The sequence below is a fragment of the Aquimarina sp. 2-A2 genome (genome assembly GCF_045505135.1).
GTDB classification, from domain to species: domain Bacteria; phylum Bacteroidota; class Bacteroidia; order Flavobacteriales; family Flavobacteriaceae; genus Aquimarina; species Aquimarina intermedia.
Genome location: NZ_JBJKFI010000005.1, coordinates 78992 through 97827 on the forward strand (window position 1 = coordinate 78992; position 18836 = coordinate 97827).

Genomic DNA, 18836 nt, shown 5'->3' on the forward strand with positions numbered 1-18836 from the left:
TTAATTAACAAACTATACTACATGCAACGCGACGAACAGATTTTTGACTTAATACAGGACGAGAAAGAACGTCAGATAAACGGATTAGAACTTATTGCTTCAGAAAATTTTGTTAGTGAACAGGTTATGGAAGCTGCCGGATCGGTATTAACGAATAAATATGCCGAAGGATATCCGGGAAAACGATATTATGGTGGTTGTGAAGTTGTAGATATTGTCGAGCAAATAGCTATTGATCGCGCAAAGGAATTATTTGGAGCTGAGTATGCTAATGTGCAACCTCATTCAGGTTCACAGGCGAATACAGCAGTGTATCATGCATGTCTCACCCCGGGAGATAAAATTTTGGGATTTGATCTTTCTCATGGAGGCCATCTAACGCATGGATCACCGGTTAACTTTTCGGGTAAACTATATAATCCTGTTTTTTACGGTGTAGATAAGGAGACCGGGATGCTTGATTATGATAAAATTCAAGAGATTGCAGAAAAAGAGCAACCGCAAATGATCATTGCCGGAGCCTCTGCCTATTCTCGTGAAATTGACTACAAACGTTTTAGAGCTATAGCAGATAGTGTTGGTGCGCTGTTATTAGCAGATATAGCACACCCTGCAGGATTGATTGCCAAAGGCGTCATTGCAGACCCGATTCCGCATTGTCATGTAGTAACCACTACAACGCACAAAACTTTACGAGGACCCAGAGGTGGATTGATTTTGATGGGTAAAGACTTTGAAAATCCATTCGGTATCACACTTAAAAATGGGAAGAAAAGAATGATGTCTTCCTTACTGGATAGCGGAGTATTTCCAGGAAACCAGGGAGGACCCTTAGAACATATTATCGCTGCAAAGGCTATCGCTTTTGGTGAAGCATTGACCGATGAGTTTTTACATTATATTGTTCAGGTGAAGAAAAATGCTTCCAAAATGGCAGAAGCATTTGTAGCACTTGGTTATGATGTAATTTCCAAAGGTACCGATAATCACATGATGTTGATTGATTTACGTAACAAAAATGTAACAGGAAAACAAGCTGAAGAAGCTCTAGGAAAAGCCGAAATCACAGTGAATAAAAATATGGTGCCGTTTGATGATAAGTCCCCTTTTGTAACTTCCGGAATACGTATCGGTACGGCTGCGGTTACAACACGAGGTCTTAAAGAAGAAGATATGGCCACCATCGTAACATTGATCGATCGCGTGATACAAAATGTTGAGAATGACGATATGCTGCACGACATCGCGAATGATGTGAACGATATGATGTCAGACAAACCACTATTTGTAGCGTAATAAGATACATTCACGCAATTAACTATATGATGACCTGTCAATAACTATTGACAGGTTTTTTTTTGGCGTCCGGGCGGGCTATCCGTTGCAATTCCTTGATTGACTGAAGTCAAACGGCGGGATTTACACTGCTATCCCTGACGTTAAGAAATTCAAATTTTAAAAAAGATGAATATTAAATATTATGATTAACTTTATTAAAAGTAATTATCAATGAAATGTTTAGTATATAGTTTAATCTTTTTACTCGGATTTATTTTAAACGCGCAACAATATAATTATACCCAACTAAAACAGGGTATAGTTGTAGTTCAACAAAATAACTTTAATTACTCAAATAATAGTGGGCTGAATTTAATTGCCGGTGCAATTGATGCTTTTAGAAATTCTTGGAAAGATAATAAGAAGAGAGAAAGGAATATTGCGAAAGCACAGGCACAATTAGACTTAATTAAGCAAAAATATTCTGAAATAGAAAATTATCCAGATAAAATTGAAAATGGATGGCATCTTGTAATCGTTACAGATAATTACAATTATTGCGCACAAGCTAAGGTCTTTACAGACAATAATAGAATCCAAAAATTTATCCTTGATAACTATTCTCAATTTGATATACCTTTTGATATTATATCTCCAATAAAAAATGCAAAAAGTATGCTGAGTTTGCATTTATCAGAAGATATAACTGATACGGTTGAGGTATATTTTATGAGTGATTTAGATGCTCCAAATATAACCGCCAAACCTTTAGAACCGGGATATGTCTGTTTTTGGTCAGATCTAAAAAAAGCGAAAAGCGTTAAGATATGGCTGGATAAAAAATATTATGGTGAGTTGGACAAGCGCTTTGAAGATGGTAAACCGGATTGTTTTGAATTTGGAACTATTAGTTTAGCCCTTAAACCTGGAACATATCAGTTTAAAGGTGCGGGCAGAGGTACAATAAGTTGGGAGGGAACCATAAAAATCAAAGAAAATCAGTGTTTGACTTATATGTTGAATAAAGAAAATAGAAGATAAAACTAGTTCTTTAAAAAAATATACTCTCATAAGCACCCATATCGGGATTAACACGATCTCGAGCATTTCCGATAATATCTGTGGTAACGGGTGTGGTTATACCTTTATTATTAGCAGGAGAGTTCTCGCTGATAGAAAGTTCATTGTCAAAGGGAGCTTTGAATAAAGGGTCCTCGTTGAGAAGTATCCTATTATACCTGCTGGTATTAGAAAAATCATATAACCCGAAGTTACCGGTGTCAATGCTATTGGATTCAAAACGAAACAACGAATGATCAAAGAGATAATTAAACGAAGCTTCTTCAACACGTTCAAGATTTAACTCTATGGCTTCTGTTCCATAAATGATGGAATTTGTAAATGTGGCTTTGACCAGATCTGCCGCTATTACCTCACTGGATGAGATTGGTAAAAAGTTGCGTAAAATAACTGCCGGAAATTCTCTGAAACCAGCCTGCCAATAATTAGCAAAAGTACAATGTGTAAAACTATAATTTCCTCCCAGATTACATACTAATGCAGACTGACCTGCATTGTTGATTACCATATTCTCTGCTTCAACAAACCCATTTTTTGCCAATAGCCCAACAGTAGCTACGTTATATATTTGCGTGTTTTTGATGGACAGCGTGGGTGAGGTACTCCCATCATTTGAGTCCATAAGGATACCAACCGTTGCATTTTTTATTGTTGTATGGTTGATCGTGTGACCTGTACTACCTGCAGTTAACCAAATAGTGCCCCATTGGCCGGGTATATCACTGAACCCGGGTTCCAGTCGGTCACCTTCAAAAATAACTTCGTTTTCTAGCGCTTCGGGATCTTCACTGATTGCTCCGTTAATTTCTAATGTTGCCTTATTAGCCACGATAATACCGGAATCTTTATGAAAGTGAATACGAGCTCCTGGATCTATAATCAAAGTTTTTTCCGGAGGAACGGCTGCATATCCATAAATAACATAAGGTTTCTCATTGGTAAAATGTAACTGGTTATCATTTAAAAAGAATCCTTCGATACGTATTTCGTTAGCAGTTTCATCCTCACCGAGCAGTAACGTTTCTTTTTGACCGGTCATCGCATTCTTTTCAGGAAATAAAAATACTGCATCTTTGACCAATGTGACCAAATCTACATCTTGTTGCTTAGTCTGACTGTCAAATAGAATACGGTCTGTATACAAAAATTCAGTAGCTGTTGACTGAGCTGTGATATCTGTGGTGGTCTCAACAAAAATGAAAATACTGTCCTTAGCTAAAATCTGAATATCTTTAAATGCTTTACCGGAGAGGCCATCAACGTTGAGTCTGTAAGTAGATTCGAGTCCGCGTTCCAAAGCAATCGACGGAATCGAAATAGTCTCATCGGCGCGGTTGTAAACTTTTAGGCTGTACGTACTTGACGCTATATTCGTAAACAGTGTATCCAAGAATAAAGTATCTGTAGAAAACTGCAGATTACCTTTACTTGGACGCGCTTCAAAATCAGTACGACAGGAGCTCCATACAATAAGATTAATCACTAAAAAAAGAAAATATATCGTACGCATATAGCAAGTTAAAAAGAAGGTTAAAAGAAGTATGCTGTATCATAGCAATATTTCTGAGCGCTTAAAGTTATCATTTTTTTGTGACTCAAGCAGGTCAGGAAAGGGTAGAAATTGCGCAACGCTTTACTTCGGTAACAAACAAAACATTTGTACATTTGTTCTGCATTAGAAAAATCAACTGCTTTTTACGATTTAAACTTTGAAAGTCAATTTTCTTAAAAAGCAAGATGAAGCAATGCAGATTTTATTTTATAAGACAATTTTTAAGTGAATTTATCAACAATATACTAGACAAAACAGCAATATGAGTACATATGATGTAGCTATAATTGGCTCTGGACCTGGTGGATATGTGGCCGCAATTCGATGCGCACAACTAGGTATGAAAACTGCAATAATTGAAAAATATTCAACCTTAGGAGGTACCTGTTTAAACGTTGGGTGTATCCCAAGTAAGGCATTGTTAGATTCCTCACATCACTACGAGCATGCTGTGAAGCATTTTGAAGATCATGGTATCGAAATTCCGGGAGAGGTTAAGATTAATCTTGAAAAAATGATCTCTCGTAAACAAGCCGTTGTAGACCAAACTTGTGATGGGGTGAGTTTTTTGATGAAGAAAAATGATATTGATGTTTTTGAAGGGGTTGGTTCTTTTAAAGATGCCACTCATATTACTATTGATAAGACCAAAGGTGGTCAGGAAACTATTGAGGCCAAGCATACCATTATTGCTACCGGTTCAAAGCCATCTTCCTTACCGTTTATAACAATTGACAAAGAACGAATCATTACATCCACAGAAGCTTTGAAGCTAAAAGAGATTCCTAAGCACATGGTGATTATTGGTGGAGGAGTTATTGGTTTAGAGCTCGGACAAGTATACCGTAGACTTGGAGCTGAGGTATCTGTGGTAGAGTTTATGGATCGTATCATCCCTGGTATGGATAAAGCGCTGTCCAAAGAGTTAACCAAAGTGATGAAAAAACAAGGGGTGAAATTTTACACTTCTCATAAGGTGACGGCCGTGACCCGAAAAGGAAATGAAGTAACGATCACCGCAGATGATAAAAAAGGAAATCCTGTAGAATTTAAAGGAGATTATTGCTTAGTTTCTGTAGGTCGAAGACCTTATACTGATGGACTGAATGCAGCGGCAGCTGGCGTAAAACTTACGGATAGAGGTCAGGTAGAGATTAATGATCATTTACAAACATCAGTAAAAAATATCTATGCTATCGGGGATGTGGTAAAAGGAGCAATGTTGGCTCATAAAGCCGAGGAAGAAGGAGTATTTGTTGCAGAAACGATTTCAGGACAGAAACCTCATATTGATTATAATTTAATTCCGGGAGTAGTATATACATGGCCAGAAGTTGCTGCAGTTGGTAAAACTGAAGAAGAGCTAAAAGAAGCAGGTAAAAAATATAAATCCGGTCAGTTTCCGTTTAGAGCTTTAGGGAGATCGAGAGCAAGTGCAGATCTTGATGGATTTGTTAAAATTCTTGCAGACGAGAAGACAGATGAGGTTTTAGGAGTTCATATGATTGGTGCACGTTGCGCCGATTTGATTGCTGAAGCTGTTACTGCAATGGAGTTCAGAGCGTCGGCCGAAGACATTTCCCGTATGTCTCATGCGCATCCGACATTTACTGAAGCAATTAAAGAAGCTGCATTAGCTGCTACAGATAATAGAGCATTGCACGTATAAGTAAAATTATATATTGTAAAATATCATTCAAAAACTCTCAAGGTATGCACCTTGAGAGTTTTTTTTATATTCTCGCCTGATACGTATATAGATCAAAATAGCGTCCCTCTTTACTAATAAGCTCATCATGTGTACCGCGCTCCGCAATCCTTCCACCTTCGATAACCAGTATTTGATCGGCTTTGCGAATCGTGCTCAATCTATGTGCGATAACAAAGGTTGTTCGCCCTTTCATAAGTTCGGATAAACTTTTTTGAATTAACGCTTCACTTTCGGTATCCAGATTTGAAGTAGCTTCATCTAAGATAATAATTTTGGGATTTGCAAGAATGGCACGGGCAATAGCTATGCGTTGACGTTGTCCACCTGATAATTTAACTCCGCGCTCTCCAATTAGTGTATTCAACCCATCTTCAAAACGATCGGTAAATTCATTGACATACGCAGCTTTTACTGCATCTTGAAGTTGTTTTTCGGAAGCATCTGGCCGCGGAAAAACAATATTTTCTCTAATTGTTCCTTCAAATAAAAATTCGTCTTGTAAAACTACGCCTAGATTACGACGATAACTACTTAGTTTTACTTTGGTAATATCAATTGAATCGACTGTAACTACACCTGATTGAGGATTTAAAAAAGTGGCTGCCAGTCCGGCAATAGTGGATTTACCGGACCCGGAGCTCCCAACGAGGGCCGTGACCGATCCCGAGGAGGCTGTAAATGAAATATTATGTAATACTTCTTTGTCTTCTTCATAAGCAAACGAAACATCGTCAAAAACAATCGTTCCTTCAATATTGTTTAAGGTTTCTGTACGCTGAGCGACATCTTCTTCGGCGGTTTGGTTCATCAGTTCTTCGGTTCTATCCAACCCAGCCAGGGCCTCGGTAAGCTGACTTCCTATATTGCTCATCTGCACAATTGGTGCGATCATGAACCCCAGTAATAAAGTAAATGACAAAAAATCCCCTACGGTAATCTGATCTATCATGATTTTATAGCCTCCGATGCCCATAATTCCCGTAGAGGCAATTCCCAATAGTAAGGTAGACGAACTAGCCATCAAGGCAGTGGCTGTCAAACTCTTTTTTACATTTAGAAATAATCGATTTACACCTTCTTCGAAGGTTGTGTTTTCCTGTGCTTCGGCATTAAACCCTTTGATGACACGGATCCCTGCGAGCGTTTCAGTTAAACGACCGGTAACCTCGGCATTAATCGCACCCCGCTTTCTAAAAATAGGCCGAATAAATTTGAACGCTTTTAAGGCAACTAAACCAAATAAACCTACCGGAACCAAGACAAACAATGTCATCGACGGACTGATATTAATTAGCAGGACTAAGGATACTATCGCAGTGATCACCCCACCAACAAGCTGTACTAATCCCGTACCTATAAGATTACGTACACCCTCAACATCACTCATAATTCTAGAGACCAAGGCTCCTGATTTTGTGTTGTCAAAAAATCGAATTGGTAGGGAAAGTACTTTTTTTTGAACCTGAGCTCTCAGTTCTGAAATTAAAAATTGAGCTTGAACGCTTAAAATACGAGTGAGTAAATATGAGGTAACAGCTTGCACTACAATGGCGATAAAAACAACTGCCAATAAAATTTTGAGCATTTGATAATCTTTCTTCGCAATCACGTCATCCATCAGGTACTTACTCGCAATTGGTAAAACGAGTCCGGCCAAACGACTGAAAACAATTAAGATCAATCCAATAAATACTAAATTTCGACGAGGCCAAATTATGGTTTTGAACGCCTGCGCAATGGTAACTCTTGATTTATCTTTGGGATCTTTGCGTGATGATATATCCGCTGCTGCTCTCATAGAAGTTATGTTTATTTCTTTTTTTTCTTCTTATGTTTCAAGTTAAAGGTTTTGTCACCTTTAGTCTTTGGTTTTTTATATTTTTTCTTAATTTCTCGTTGGTAGCTACCTCCAAGATTGACCTTCTTATTCTTAGCTTTTTTCTCATGAAAAGCAGGACCCACTTCATCATCATTCGGACGTTTGTGAGGATTGTTTATTTCAAAAACTTTAGGTTCTTCTTCAGGAGTCAGTTCCGTAGACATCTCAACCGCTTCGGGCGTGTCTAGTTGTTCCACCTGCATTTCCATTAAAGTTTCAATATTTTCAAGGGCTTCTTCTTCTGCCGGGGTGGTTAATACGAGTGCAATTCCCTCTTTTTGAGCACGTCCTGTACGTCCGATACGGTGCATATAATTTTCGGGATACCCTGGAGTGTCCACATTAATTACATGCGAGATGTCGTCAATATCAAGTCCGCGGGCCATCACATCGGTAGCAATTAGAATACGATGCGTTCCGTTTCCGAAATCTTCGATACTTTGCAAGCGATAATTTTGAGTTTTATTAGAATGGATCACACTACATTCATTTGGGAACTCTTGCTCCATCCGATCAAATAGGCGATCGGCCATTTTTTTATTTCCAACAAAAATTAATGTTTTATTATATAATTCCTTATCAGATAAAAGGTGATTAAGAAGGTTTACTTTGGAATAAAAATTAGGAAGTTTGTAACCGTATTGTTGTATGTTTTCTAAAGGTGTTCCACTTTTGGCAACTGAAACCTTTAAAGGGTTTTTAAAAATCTCTGTAATTATAGACTCTACATCCTCGGTCATGGTGGCTGAAAACATAATGTTCTGTCGTTGTTGAGGTAAGATATCAAAAATATTCATCAATTGATGTCTAAAACCAAGATCCATCATCACATCAACTTCATCAATTACTAATTTTTGGATAGATTTGAGTTGCAATACTCTACTCACCGCAAGATCGTACAACCTACCCGGAGTAGCAACTACAATATCTAAACCCTGAGCGACTACTTGTTTTTGTGTGTTAATATTTGTACCTCCATATACACCCGTTACTCTAACGTTAATATAGGTAGAAAGTTTGTTGATTTCTTCAACTACCTGAACAACCAGTTCACGCGTGGGTACCAAGACCAATACTCTGGGGTTATCCTGAACCGAATATTTGAGCATTCTCAAAATCGGTAACATATATGCATAGGTTTTACCAGTACCGGTTTGAGCAATTCCAACCACATCTTTTCCAGACATTACTACAGAAAAAGCTTCTGATTGTATTGGAGTAGGGGTTTGAAAACCAAGGTCTTCTAATGCGTTTAAAAGAGGAGTACTTAAATTTAAATCTGTAAAAGTCACAAGTAATGTTTTAATAGAAGGCAAAGGTAGTTCATTTGTTTACTTTTTAGTTACATTTGAAATAAACTCTTTGATTATGGCAAAAATTCTAGCCTTTGCAGGTTCTAATAGTGCAAACTCAATTAATCATCATTTGGTAAAGTATGTGGCAAAAGAATTGTTAGAGCATCATGTTAGGGTTATAAAGCTTACCGACTATTCCATACCAATGTATAGTGAAGATCTGGAAAAAAGTGATGGTTTTCCCGGGATGGCGCTTGCATTACGTCAGGATATTGCAGATGTTGATGCCTTGGTTATATCTATTGGAGAACATAATGGAGGCTGGAGTGCTTTTTTTAAAAATACCATGGACTGGTTATCACGTATTGATCGTAATTTTTTAGCAGGTAAAAAGATCTTGTTGATGAGTACATCACCGGGACAAAGGGGAGGTGTTGGTTCACTGGAACAGGCAAAAAATCTGTTGCCACGTTTTGGTGCCGAAATTTTAGAGAGTTTTACGTTTCCGTCATTTCATCATAACTTTTCAATCGAAACTCAAGAGATTACCGATGAAACTTTGTTGTTGGGTTTAAAAGAAGTTCTCAGTACTTTTGCCCATCAAATCAAGTAGCACGTGCGTACCCTTAAGGAATATTCAATACATAATATTTTAGAATATAAAAAGAAACTTTTGCGATGGGCGCAACAGTTCGAAGAAGTTACCTGGCTTGATTCTAACGAATATCCGCAGACATATACCAGCTACGACGCTATTTTAGCAGTTGATGCTTTTACCGTTTTACGAACCGATGAAACCGAAGCCTTTGCAAAGCTTTCAGAATATCAGCAGACTACAAAAGATTGGCTTTTCGGCTATCTTTCCTATGACTTAAAAAACAATGTTGAGAATTTAACGTCCAAAAATAAAGATGGTTTAAAATTTCCGGAGCTTTATTTTTTCCAGCCAAAGCGCTTGTTTTTGTTGAAAGGGAACGTGGTTGAAGTACAGTATCTGAATATGGTCGATGATGAGATGGACTCAGATTTTGAAGCTATTTCTCAAACTGATTTCTCTGAAGAGTTTACTCTCCGAACACATCAGGTAACCATAAAGTCAAAAATAACCAAATTCGAGTATTTGGAAAGCGTAAAAACTTTTCTCAATCACATACAGCGCGGTGACATTTATGAAGCTAATTTTTGCCAGGAATTTTATGATAATGAGGCTGAGATCGCTCCGCTTCCAGTATATGAAAAACTGAATGAAATATCGAAAGCACCCTTTGCAGCTTTTCTAAAATTTGAATCCTGTTATGCCTTATCAACCTCACCGGAACGTTATATCAAAAAAGAAGGTGACCGGGTAATCACGCAACCAATCAAAGGTACTGCCAAAAGATCTCAAAATATAGATGAGGATCTGGCGGGTATTACTGCACTGGAGCGAGATCAAAAAGAACGATCTGAGAATATCATGATTGTCGATTTAGTTAGAAACGATTTGTCGAAAACGGCGGTCAAGGGAAGTGTAAACGTTGAAGAGTTATGTCGTGTGTATTCCTTTAAACAGGTGCATCAGATGATATCGACCGTTACTTCAAAGGTGGAACCTACTACCGACCCGGTTTCAATTCTAAGAACTACTTTCCCGATGGGGAGTATGACAGGCGCTCCTAAGGTTTCGGCGATGCAGATTATTGAGGAATTGGAAACATCCAAGCGCGGATTATATAGCGGAGCGATTGGATATTTTACACCCTCCGGAGATTTTGATTTTAATGTAGTGATACGAAGTATCCTGTATAATCAAAAACGCAATTACATATCCTACACGGTGGGAAGTGCGATTACGGCAAAATCGGTACCTGAAAAAGAATATGAAGAATGTTTACTTAAAGCTAAAGCAATGCGACAGGTGCTAGAGAAATAGCGAACATTACAGCTAGTTTATTTAGATAAGATTACGACGAAATCGTTTTCTGACATCAATAATGATTTCTTTTACTTCTCGGCTACTAATACCTTTTACAATGGCGATTTCTTCAAAGTTGAGTTTGCCAAACACAAATAAGTCGATAATATTGGATGTTTTTAAGGGCAGCCAGCTGTAAAACTTTCCAAGTAATTTCTTTTTCTTTAGGTCCGAAGAATGATGATTGTCGATCACTTTTAGTATCTCAGAGTTTGAATCATCATAAATAAAGGGTTTTTTATTCTCCAGATTTTGATGGTAACTTATGTCTGTAAGCTCATCACTCATGATCAAATCATCATCGGCCTCTGCAAAAAAATCTTCTTCTAAGCGATCTAATTCTTCTTTCAAGATGTCATTAGTGCTTATCGTATGTTGGTGCCAGCCTTCCTTTATATAGAGCTCATCAATGATTTCATCAGCTATTTTAAACAATTTAAGTTCTAAAGCAAGACATTGTATATCATGATCTACAGGAGTATTAAATAACTGTACAATTGCATCATCAATGATCCCGTTAGAGCAATACATATTACCGGGAAGAATACCGGTACTTTCTGCAATATATATGCGGTGCTTTACATAAGGATGTAAATGCGGTAAGATAGATAAAAGTCTTTTTTCAAAATCCTTTCGTTTAGATTTTACGGTATCTTCTGTAGTTTCTTGTATCCTGCCCATAATAAAGAAATTTTGTGTCCTTTAAAAATAACTAAAACAATGGAATATAATTGTTAAAAACCTGAAAATCAAATACAAGTAAAATGCATTATTCTTTATTAGCACCGTGAGCAAAGTTGTATCTTTGAAAAATATAAAATAATCAATCTATCTATCAAGAGGTGCTAGCAGCTTTTAAGAAACATTTAGAAACGAATCTTTCTTTTTTGTATAAAGAAAGATTTTTGGTCGCGTGTAGTGGGGGATTGGATAGTATTGTGCTTCTGCATCTGTGTAAGCTCTTCAACCTCGACTTTGGAATATTGCACTGTAATTTTAAATTACGGGTAGGTGATAGTGATAAGGATGAGCAATTTGTGACTAAACTCGCAGAAACGCTCACTGTACCTCTTTTTAAAATCGAATTTGACACACAAAAATATGCCGAGCGACATAAGCTTTCTATACAAATGGCAGCAAGAACATTGCGATACAGGTGGTTTAAAAAAACAGCTGTACAACAAGGTTTCAAGTATGTACTTACGGCGCATCATCTCAATGATACTTTAGAAACCTTTTTGATTAATTTGTCACGAGGCACGGGGCTTGATGGTCTGACCGGCATCCCTGAAATTAATGATATTTTTGTACGCCCATTGTTACCGTTTTCGAGAGAAGAAATTGAAAATTATGCCACACAAAATTCGATTGAATGGAGGGAGGATCAAAGTAATCAGAGTACAAAATACCTCAGAAATAAAATTCGCCATGAGGTGGTGCCAAAGTTAAAAGGTGCCAATGAGCATTTTTTAAAGAATTTTGAAACTACCAGGATACAGCTCAGTAAAAGTCAATTCTTTATCGAAGCTGAAGCGAGACGAATTAGAGACAAGTTGTTTAAAACTCAAAAAAATGGAGAAATTCATATTTCAATTCCAAAGCTTTTAAAATATGGTGACCCCAAAGTGTATCTATATTTTGTGTTGAAGGACTTTGGTTTTACAGCTTGGCAGGATATGGCAAAACTAATAACCTCGCAATCCGGAAAACAGATTTTTTCTGCTACGCATCGGTTATTAAAAAACAGAGATATTCTCATCATTGCTCCGTTGGCAATAAAAAAAGCACCGGTCAGAACCTATCGCATAGAAAAAGAAGAAACTACGGTTATGGTTCCGATAGGTACGCTACAGCTTAAAAATACAACAACCATACAACCGCTTGAAAAAAATACGATATATATTGATCAGCAAAAATTAAGCTATCCCCTGATTGTAAGGAGATGGGAAAAAGGCGACTATTTTTATCCAATCGGAATGAAAGGAAAAAAGAAATTAAGTAAATATTTTAAAGACGAAAAATTATCTTTGTTGGACAAAGAGCGTATATGGGTGCTTTGCTCGGGAACAGAAATTGTTTGGGTGATAAATCACAGGGCAGATGACCGGTTTAAAATACTCCCTGATACGAAACAACTATTAAAAATTACATTAGCTACATGAGAATTCTTCTAGTATTTATCATAACTTGTTTTTCCTTAACGGGAGTTAATTCTCAAACATTTGACCCTATTAAGTGGACGTCCGGAGTTGTAAAAGAGTCAGATACAGAATACACCTTATATTTTGAAGCTACCCTTGATAAAGGTTGGCATTTGTACTCACAACGCGCTGCAGAAACCGACGAAATTGCTCCGACTCCGACTGAATTCAGTTTTACGCCTGCACCTGAAAAGTTTCAGCTAATAGGAGAGACTGTAGAACCCGAGGGTATTGAAAAGTTTGATAAGATTTTCGAAATGAATATCAAATATTTTGAAAACAAAGCGCGATTCACTCAAAAAGTAAAAATTTTAGATCCATCATTAACAAGTATCACAGCGGAGGTGTTTTTTGCTATTTGTGATGATGTACGATGTTTGGCGCCGGATACAGTTGTTTTTGAAATAGTTTTAAATCCGAAAGACAACGCTGCTACCGGAAATCAAAAGACCGTAAGCCTCACCGATGAGGATCTCAAAAAATCCAAAGCCTTGCAATTAGATCTTAAGAATAAAGAATCATTTTTGCAGGATACAACAGAGGATAAAAGCTACGTTAGCATTTTTATATTAGGTTTTCTGGGGGGATTGATAGCACTGTTAACACCTTGTGTTTTTCCGATGATCCCATTAACGGTTTCCTTTTTTACTAAAAGCGCTCGAAACCGTAAAAAAGGTGTGTTCAATGCAATTTTATATGGAGTCTTTATTTTTGCAATTTATGTATTACTGAGTTTACCTTTTCATTTACTGGACTCGGTGGACCCCGAGATCTTAAATACAATCTCTACTAACGTTATTTTAAATATTGCGTTCTTTATCATTTTTATAGTTTTTGCAATTTCATTTTTTGGATATTTTGAAATAACGCTGCCTGCTTCATGGAGTAATAGTTTGGATTACAAAGCGACAAGTATTGGGGGAGTGGTAGGAATCTTTTTTATGGCATTGACTCTTGCTTTAGTTTCATTTTCCTGTACCGGTCCTATTTTGGGATCACTTTTAGGGGGTTCTTTGAGTAGCGATGGCGGGGCAATACAGCTAAGTTTTGGTATGGGAGGATTTGGTTTAGCATTGGCTTTACCATTTGCGCTCTTTGCGCTGTTCCCTAATTGGCTAAATTCCTTGCCCAAAAGTGGTGGATGGCTTAATACGGTAAAAGTAGTTCTTGGATTCATCGAACTAGCCTTAGCCTTTAAATTTTTGTCAAACGCTGATTTGGTTGAGCATTGGGGGTTACTCAAAAGAGAAATTTTTATTGGTATCTGGATTGTAATAGGTGTAGCCATGACCTTATACCTCTTTGGTAAAATTCGATTTCCACATGACGGACCAAAGCAAAAAATAAGTGCAAGCCGTAAAGCACTTGGAGCGATTACTTTGATCTTTGTGTTGTACTTATTACCCGGATTAACTAATACCGCCTACGCAAATTTAAAACTGCTAAGTGGTTTTCCTCCGCCGTTATTTTATAGTGTCTATGACAAAGAAGCGCATGGGCCTTTGGGACTTAATGCGTACACAGATTTTTACGAAGGATTAGCTGCGGCCAAGGCTGAAAATAAGCCTATGATTATCGATTTCACTGGATGGGCATGCGTCAATTGTCGCAAAATGGAAGAACAAGTTTGGAGTGATCCGGCGGTTATGGATGTACTAAAAAATGAATATATTCTTATTTCTTTATATGTCGATGATCGAAAACCATTGCCGGAAACAGAACAATTTAATTATTTAAAAGCAAATGGTAGCTTAAAACGAATAAAAACAATTGGGGATCAGTGGGCTACCTTTCAAACATTAAATTTCAGAAATAATTCGCAGCCTTTCTATGTACTGCTGGATACTAATCTTAATCTATTGAATTCTACGATAGGTTACACCCCTGATATACAGGAGTATTTGTCTTGGTTGAAGGAAGGTCTCTCGGCAAATAAGTAACAAGCAAAATTCAATGTGTTAAAATCTCCTTAAAATAAGAAGTGGCACACGGTCATTTTTTTATCTTCAGCGACGAACTAAATACAATTAAATGCAACTATTTAAACTAAACTTACTAGTAGGATTAACCCTGCTAGTATCATTTGCATCCTTTGCCCAGCAGGAGACTAGTTATGATGTAAAGGAACATTATACCAAGACCGAAGTGGACATTGCTATGCGTGATGGCGTAAAACTTCATACTACCATCTATACACCTAAGAATACATCAAAGAAATATCCCATATTAATGCATCGTACTCCATATAGTTCAAGACCTTATGGAGAAGATCAATTTAGGTCTAAAATTGGTCCTAATGAGTTCTTAATGAAAGAAGGCAATATAATTGTATATCAGGATGTAAGAGGACGATGGATGAGCGAGGGTTCTTATGATAATATGCGTGCGTACATTCCAAATAAAAAAGGAAAGCAAATAGATGAGGCAAGTGATACGTATGATACCATAGATTGGCTTGTAAACAATTTGGAAAACACAAACAAGAAAGTAGGCGTATGGGGAATTTCGTACCCCGGATTTTATGCTACGTATTCTTTGCTTGATGCACACCCTGCATTAAAGGCGGTATCACCACAGGCTTGTATCGGGGATTTCTTTTTTGATGACTTTCACCATAATGGAGCCTACTTATTAAGTTATTGGAGAGCCACCGCAGTTTTTGGCTATCAAAAAGAAAAGCCGGTTACAGAGAGCTGGTATGAATTTCCGAAACTGGAAAGTGAAGATCAATATCAATTTTTCTTAGATGCAGGTCCATTAAGTTCATTAGATCAATATTATAAGGAAGATAATGAATTTTGGACACAGCTCAAGGAGCATCCAAATTATGATGAGTTTTGGCAGAAACGCGGTATAATCCAACATCTCAAAGATATCAAGCCAGCGGTGATGGTTGTGGGCGGACTCTTTGATGCAGAAGATCTTTATGGTCCTTTTGAAACTTATAAAAATATTGAAAAGAAAAGTGATAACTATAATATAATGGTCTTTGGCCCTTGGAGTCATGGAGATTGGGCACGTAATAAAAAACGTCAGGCTGTTGGGAATGTATATTTTGGTGACGATATTTCTCTAAACTATCAAAAAAATATTGAAACAAAGTTTTTTAATAATTTTCTGAAAGGTGATGGAACTAATAACACTGGTCTATCAGAGATTCAAATTTTTGATACCGGTAAAAATGAATGGAATTCATTCGAAGTTTGGCCTCCAAAATCTTCGGTTAAAAAAACGATGTATTTAGGCGACAATCAAAGTTTAAAAGAAACTTCTGGTGAGGGAGTGGAAGAGTTTATTAGCGATCCGGCAAAACCGGTACCCTATTCTGAAGATATAAAAATGGTATTCACTCCACGTAAGTATATGACTGATGATCAGCGATTCGCTGCACGACGTCCTGATGTTTTAGTTTTTGAAACTTCTGTTCTGCAAGAAGATATGACACTCTCCGGCGAAATTTTGGCTAAATTGCAAGTTGCCACCAGTGGAACGGATGCTGACTGGGTAGTGAAGATAATTGATGTGTATCCCAATGACGCTAAAGACACAGAAGAAACTCAGGATCACTTGAAAATGAGTAACTACCACATGATGGTACGTAGTGAGGTAATGAGAGGGAGATTCAGAAACAGTTTTGAAGCCCCTGAACCTTTTGAAGCAAACAAGAAAACAGAAGTAAATATCAAACTTCAGGATGTGCACCACACCTTTAAGAAAGGGCATAAGATGCAAGTGCAAATCCAAAGTACCTGGTTTCCGCTAATTGATAGAAACCCTCAAACTTTTGTACCCAATATTTTTAAAGCGAGTGCTTCTGATTTTACAAAACAAACGCACAAAGTGTATCATGACTCATCAATTGAATTTACATTAAATAAATAACCTAATTATAGATTATGAATAAGTTATCCATAGGTATTATCTTATTTTCTATAGCTACATTAGTAAGCTGTAAGAATACTACTGATACTAACGCCGCTACCGTTGTCAATGATCAAGAGATTGCCGAATATTCACAAAAAATGAATACTTGGTTCGAAGAACAGTTTCAAATAGAGCTAGCCGATTCTCCAATGATGCAAACATATCTGGGAGTCAAAACAAAGGATTATGGCAGTTGGGATGATATTTCTACCCAACGAGAGGTTGCAGATTTAGAAAAGACAAAACGACGTCTGTCGTATCTCAAAGACTCAGTAGATGTAGCAAAATTGAACGATGAAACGCTTTTAAGCTATACCTTATTAAAGCAGGATTTGGAAAATGAAATTGAAGATTTTGAATATCGCTTTTATACCTACCCTGTAAATCAAATGCATGGGATGCAGGCAGAAATCCCGGCATTTTTAATTAATATGCATCGTATTGCTGACAGTACAGATGCTAAGGCCTATATCTCCAGACTCAATAAGATTGAAGGATTATTTAATCAACTGGTTGAAAATTTGAAAATCAGAGAAAAGAACGGCATTTTACTTCCCAAATTTGTTTACACCAAAGTATTAGGTGATAGTAAAAATATCATAACCGGTAAACCGTTTGACAACTCAAAAGAAGAAAGTACCTTATTAACAGATTTCAGAACTAAACTGGAGACCTTAAAGTTAGACAAGCAAAAAGAGGATGCATACCTGAAAGAGGCAAAAAAAGCATTAGTGAGTAGTGTAAAACCCGCCTATCAAAAGTTGATAGCCACGTTAGAAGATCAACAACAACGTGCAACAACCGATGATGGTGCTTGGAAATTTCCGAAAGGAGAAGCTTTTTATAATACTGCTTTAAAGCGTACGACAACGACAGATATGACTGCCAATGAAATTCATGAGTTGGGAGTAAAGGAAGTAGCGCGAATTCATAGCGAAATGAAGGATATCATGAAGCAAGTAGAGTTTAAAGGAACATTACAGGATTTCTTTAAGTTTATGAAAGAAGATAAGAAGTTTTACTATGCTAATACGGAAGAGGGCAAAAAAGCATACCTGAATGAGGCAACAGCTTTGATTAATACCATGAAAGGAAGATTAGATGAATTATTCATCACAAAGCCCAAAGCTGATATCGTAGTAAAAGCTGTAGAGCCTTTTAGAGAAAAAAGTGCAGGTAAAGCTTTTTATCAAAGAGGAACACCGGATGGATCACGCCCAGGTACTTATTATGCCAATCTATATGATATGGAAGCGATGCCAAAATATCAAATGGAAGCGCTGGCATATCACGAAGGAATTCCCGGTCACCATATGCAAATCTCTATTGCTCAGGAATTGGAAGATATTCCGAAATTTAGAAAATTTGGGGGCTATACCGCATATATTGAAGGTTGGGGATTGTATAACGAATACCTTCCAAAAGAAATCGGAATGTATAGTGACCCGTATTCAGATTTTGGTCGCTTAGCTATGGAGCTGTGGAGAGCTTGCCGTTTGGTAGTTGATACAGGAATCCATGCCAAAAAATGGACACGTGAGCAAGGGATTAAGTATTATACAGAGAATACTCCGAATGCAGAGAGTGATGCGATCAAAATGGTAGAACGTCATATTGTGATGCCAAGTCAGGCAACAGCGTATAAAATAGGAATGAATAAAATCCTTCAGTTGCGCAAAATGTCTAAAGAACAGTTGGGCGAGCAATTTGATATACGAGAATTTCATGATGTGGTTTTAACCAATGGAGCCTTACCATTAAATGTTTTAGAACAACTTGTCAAGGATTGGATCGATATGACTTTGGCTTCAAATACTAAGGAAGAAGACGCTTAGATTGATAGTCTTAATAATCATAAAAAAGAGGTCTTATAAGACCTCTTTTTTTATACAATAATTCTATATAAGCAGGTCTATTCGATTACGTAAGAGTAAAAGATGAATTCTACTAATTCCTGAAGAA

The 18836-nt window shown here is 37.2% G+C and carries 13 protein-coding genes; 9 read left to right on the top strand and 4 right to left on the bottom strand.

Translation table 11 applies throughout. From position 1 onward, the window contains the following. The first annotated feature begins 21 nt into the window (after positions 1-21). Both glyA and ACJRPK_RS12550 read left to right on the top strand, forming a co-directional pair. Positions 22-1296 (top strand): serine hydroxymethyltransferase, encoded by a 1275-nt coding sequence (gene glyA, locus ACJRPK_RS12545; RefSeq protein WP_407140373.1) that lies wholly within the window; start codon positions 22-24, stop codon positions 1294-1296. Positions 1297-1509: 213 nt separating this feature from the next. Further along, on the top strand, positions 1510-2319 hold the full coding sequence (locus ACJRPK_RS12550) for a hypothetical protein (protein WP_407140375.1): 810 nt from the start codon (positions 1510-1512) through the stop codon (positions 2317-2319). Between the two features lie 10 nt (positions 2320-2329). Here the strand turns inward: ACJRPK_RS12550 and ACJRPK_RS12555 are convergent, their stop codons facing one another. After that, positions 2330-3868, bottom strand: coding sequence for a choice-of-anchor Q domain-containing protein (locus ACJRPK_RS12555; RefSeq protein ID WP_407140376.1), 1539 nt, complete (start codon positions 3866-3868; stop codon positions 2330-2332). Positions 3869-4172: 304 nt separating this feature from the next. Between ACJRPK_RS12555 and lpdA the strand changes: the two genes are divergently transcribed. Beyond that, positions 4173-5579: a dihydrolipoyl dehydrogenase gene (gene lpdA, locus ACJRPK_RS12560; RefSeq protein WP_407140378.1), complete on the top strand. Its 1407-nt coding sequence runs from the start codon at positions 4173-4175 to the stop codon at positions 5577-5579. A gap of 64 nt (positions 5580-5643) precedes the next feature. On the opposite strand, the gene ACJRPK_RS12565 is transcribed toward lpdA, so the two are convergent. After that, the gene (locus tag ACJRPK_RS12565) at positions 5644-7419 is read right to left on the bottom strand and encodes an ABC transporter ATP-binding protein (protein ID WP_407140380.1); all 1776 of its coding nucleotides are present in this window, start codon (positions 7417-7419) and stop codon (positions 5644-5646) included. Between the two features lie 11 nt (positions 7420-7430). Then, a complete protein-coding gene (locus ACJRPK_RS12570) occupies positions 7431-8792 on the bottom strand; it encodes a DEAD/DEAH box helicase (RefSeq protein WP_407140382.1) in 1362 nt (453 codons plus the stop codon). Positions 8793-8868: 76 nt separating this feature from the next. On the opposite strand from ACJRPK_RS12570, the gene ACJRPK_RS12575 reads away from it, so the two are divergent. Both ACJRPK_RS12575 and pabB read left to right on the top strand, forming a co-directional pair. Continuing rightward, positions 8869-9408 carry an NADPH-dependent FMN reductase gene (locus ACJRPK_RS12575; RefSeq protein WP_407140384.1) on the top strand — a complete coding sequence of 180 codons (540 nt, stop codon included), beginning with the start codon at positions 8869-8871 and terminating at the stop codon, positions 9406-9408. Positions 9409-9411: 3 nt separating this feature from the next. Next, a complete protein-coding gene (pabB, locus tag ACJRPK_RS12580) occupies positions 9412-10707 on the top strand; it encodes an aminodeoxychorismate synthase component I (protein ID WP_407140385.1) in 1296 nt (431 codons plus the stop codon). Between the two features lie 21 nt (positions 10708-10728). On the opposite strand, the gene ACJRPK_RS12585 is transcribed toward pabB, so the two are convergent. Then, positions 10729-11430 (bottom strand): hypothetical protein, encoded by a 702-nt coding sequence (locus tag ACJRPK_RS12585; RefSeq protein ID WP_407140387.1) that lies wholly within the window; start codon positions 11428-11430, stop codon positions 10729-10731. 206 nt (positions 11431-11636) lie between these two features. Between ACJRPK_RS12585 and tilS the strand changes: the two genes are divergently transcribed. The 4 genes from tilS to ACJRPK_RS12605 all read left to right on the top strand — a co-directional run bounded on the left by tilS (position 11637) and on the right by ACJRPK_RS12605 (position 18709). Next, positions 11637-12911, top strand: a complete 1275-nt coding sequence (gene tilS, locus ACJRPK_RS12590; RefSeq protein ID WP_407140388.1) for a tRNA lysidine(34) synthetase TilS — start codon at positions 11637-11639, stop codon at positions 12909-12911. After that, positions 12908-14890 (top strand): protein-disulfide reductase DsbD family protein, encoded by a 1983-nt coding sequence (locus ACJRPK_RS12595; protein WP_407140390.1) that lies wholly within the window; start codon positions 12908-12910, stop codon positions 14888-14890. The genes tilS and ACJRPK_RS12595 overlap by 4 nt, the downstream gene beginning before the upstream one ends. Before the next feature lie 91 nt (positions 14891-14981). After that, positions 14982-16832, top strand: a complete 1851-nt coding sequence (locus tag ACJRPK_RS12600; RefSeq protein ID WP_407140392.1) for a CocE/NonD family hydrolase — start codon at positions 14982-14984, stop codon at positions 16830-16832. Between the two features lie 14 nt (positions 16833-16846). Continuing rightward, positions 16847-18709, top strand: coding sequence for a DUF885 domain-containing protein (locus ACJRPK_RS12605; RefSeq protein ID WP_407140394.1), 1863 nt, complete (start codon positions 16847-16849; stop codon positions 18707-18709). Positions 18710-18836 lie beyond the last annotated feature (127 nt).